Source organism: Streptococcus vestibularis ATCC 49124, assembly GCF_000188295.1.
GTDB lineage: Bacteria > Bacillota > Bacilli > Lactobacillales > Streptococcaceae > Streptococcus > Streptococcus vestibularis.
The window spans coordinates 690,623-693,402 of the sequence record NZ_GL831112.1; the positions used below are offsets into that span (position 1 = coordinate 690,623).

The 2,780-nt window shown below is 36.3% G+C and carries 1 protein-coding gene; it reads left to right on the plus strand.

From position 1 onward, the window contains the following. Positions 1-68 precede the first annotated feature (68 nt). Positions 69-2,558 carry an SIALI-17 repeat-containing surface protein gene (locus tag HMPREF9425_RS03470; RefSeq protein ID WP_003096818.1) on the plus strand — a complete coding sequence of 830 codons (2,490 nt, stop codon included), beginning with the start codon at positions 69-71 and terminating at the stop codon, positions 2,556-2,558. Positions 2,559-2,780: the final 222 nt, after the last annotated feature.

A 2,780-nucleotide genomic window follows, 5' to 3' on the forward strand; every position in this document is an offset into this window, starting at 1 on the left:
TTACTTGATTATCTTTTTAGAAAGCGTTATAATGAACCCGAATATGATTTTATGAAAGGGATTTTAAAATGAATAGAAAGAAAATCATTTTAACAAGCTTGGCTAGTGTAGCTGTTTTAGGTGCTGCGCTTGCTGCATCTCAACCGTCAGTTGTAAAAGCTGATGATTCTACTAATACAGCAACTAATACTGCTACTACTCCAGCTCGACCAGCAGCTACTCAGCCTGCCGAAACTGGAGCTACTGACACTTCTAAATCAGAAGTGACAAGTCCAGAGATTAAAGAAGCTGAAGCTGACGCTAAAGCTAAAGAAGAAAAAGTTACTGAAGCTCAAGCAAAAGTAGACACAACTACTACTGCAGCTAACGAAGCAAACACTAAACTAGAAGCTGAGACAAAAGAAGCTGCTGATGCTGAAGTCGCAAAAACTGAAGCTGAAAAAGCTAAAAAAACTGCTGACGATGAATTAGCTGCTGCTAAAGAACAAGCTGCTGAAGCTGACGCTAAAGCTAAAGAAGAAGCTAAAAAAGAAGAAGATGCTAAGAAAGAAGAAGCTGATTCTAAAGATGCTCTATCAAAAGCTTTAGATCAATTAGAAGAATCAATCGCAAATGATCCAAAAATTACTAATAAAGAAGCTGCTAAAAAAGCTGCTAAAGAATTAGTTGACAAAGAAGGATTATTAAAAGCTATTGAATCTGGTGATTTAAAAGCTGGTGATATTCTTAAAGAATTAGAAAACGACAGTAATACTGCTGGTAATACATCAACAACTCCAGCTGAAGCTAAATCTAAAGATCAACTTCCAGAAGACGTTAAAGCTGGAATCGAAAAAGCTGAAAAAGCAGATGCTGCTCGTCCAGCATCAGAAAAACTTCAAGATAAAGCTGATGATTTAGGTGAAAATGTTGATGCGCTTAAAGAAGATGCTGATGCATTAAAAGCTGAAGAAGATAAAAAAGCGGAAGCTCTTAAAAAACAAGAAGATACATTAAAAGAAGCCAAAGAAGCATTAAAATCAGCTCAAGATAATGGTTCTGATGCTGAAATCGTTGCTTCATTAGATAAAGCTGTTAAAGCTATCGAAAAAGCTAAAGATGCTGCACAAGATGCATTCGATAAAGCTGCTTCTGATACTCAAGCTTACGCTGAAGAACTTAACAAACTTACTGATGAGTACAACAAAACTCTAGAAGAAGTAAAAGCTGCTAAAGAAAAAGAAGCTAGCGAACCAGCTAAGCCAAAAGAAGAAGAACCAGCTAAACCAGCAGAAAAAACAGAAGCTGAAAAAGCTGCTGAAGCCAAAGCAGAAGCGGATGCTAAGGTTGCTGAATTAGAGAAAAAAGTTGCTGAAGAAGCTAAAAAAGTTGAAGAAGCTACAGCTAAAGCTACTAAAGAAGCTGAAGATGTAAAAGCTGCTCAAACTAAAAAAGATGAAGCCGATAAAGCTAAAGCTGACGCAGAAGCTGAATTGACTAAAGCCAAAGCAGAAGCAGACAAAGCTAAAGCAAAAGTTGAAGAACTTAAAAAAGAAGAATCTGAAACTAGAACTGCTCTTAAAGATGCATTAGATCAATTTGAAAAAGATATCGATGCTGATGCTAATATTACAAATAAAGAAGAAGCTAAAAAAGTATTAGGTAAAGAAGATATTTTAGCTGCAGTTGAAAAAGGAGACTTAACTGCAGGAGATGTTCTTAAAGAATTAGAAAATCAAAATGCGACTTCTGAAGCTAATAAAGATCAAGATCCTCAAGCTGACGAAATCGGTGCTACAAAACAAGAAGGTAAAGATCTATCTGAGCTTCCAGCTGCTGATAAAGAAAAATTAGACGCTGCTTACAACAAAGAAGCTTCTAAACCAATCGTTAAAAAACTTCAAGATATTGCTGATGATATAGCTGAAAAAATTGAAAAATTAACTAAAGTAGCTGATAAAGATAAAGCTGATGCTACTGAAAAAGCTAAAGCAGTAGAAGAAAAAAATGCTGCATTAGATAAACAAAAAGAAACTTTAGAAAAAGCTAAAGCTGCTTTTGAAACAGCTAAGAAAAATAATGCTGAACAATCTATCCAAGATGGATTACAAGATGCTGTAACTAGATTAGAAGCTGCTGTTAACGAAGTTCCAGAGTTCAACGGAGGCGTGAATGCTGCTGAAGCAGCTACTACTGAAGAAAAACCTGAGTTTGATTTATCAAAATTAAATGAAGGTAAATTACCTGAATCAAATAAAGAAAATCCAGCGCCATCAAGACCTGAAAAAACAGCTCCTGATTTCCCAATCCCAGCTAAAGTTGGAACACCTGGAAATTCACCGCGTGAAAATTCTGATACTACAGCTGTGAAAGCAGAAGATAAGAAAGAACTTCCTAACACTGGTTCTGTAAATGCTGGCGAAACATCTGTTGGCTCACGTGTGGCTAAAGATGCAAATAAATTGCCATCAACTGGTGACGAATCTTCAATTCTCACTACTGTGGGTATGGCAATAATGTCTTTATTTGGTATCCTATATATCGGAAAACACCGTAAAAATACAAATAAAGAAGTGTAAATTGTAAATAATAAACGATCTAGTTTAAATCGGCTCTTTGTCAACTGTAGTGGGTGACGAAAAGCGGCTCTTTGTCAACTGTAGTGGGTGACGAAAAGCTAACATCTAGAGGCTCTTTGTCAACTGTAGTGGGTGACGAAAAGCTAACATCTAGAGAGGACCTGATAGGTCCTCTTTTTATGTATGTTCAGAGTGATGAAGACACGCTTCTTAAAGTTGATG

What these genes read in the sequence shown, in the direction of transcription:
- HMPREF9425_RS03470 (WP_003096818.1), top strand. Translation starts at nt 69, where the DNA reads ATGAATAGAAAGAAAATCATTTTAACAAGCTTGGCTAGTGTAGCTGTT.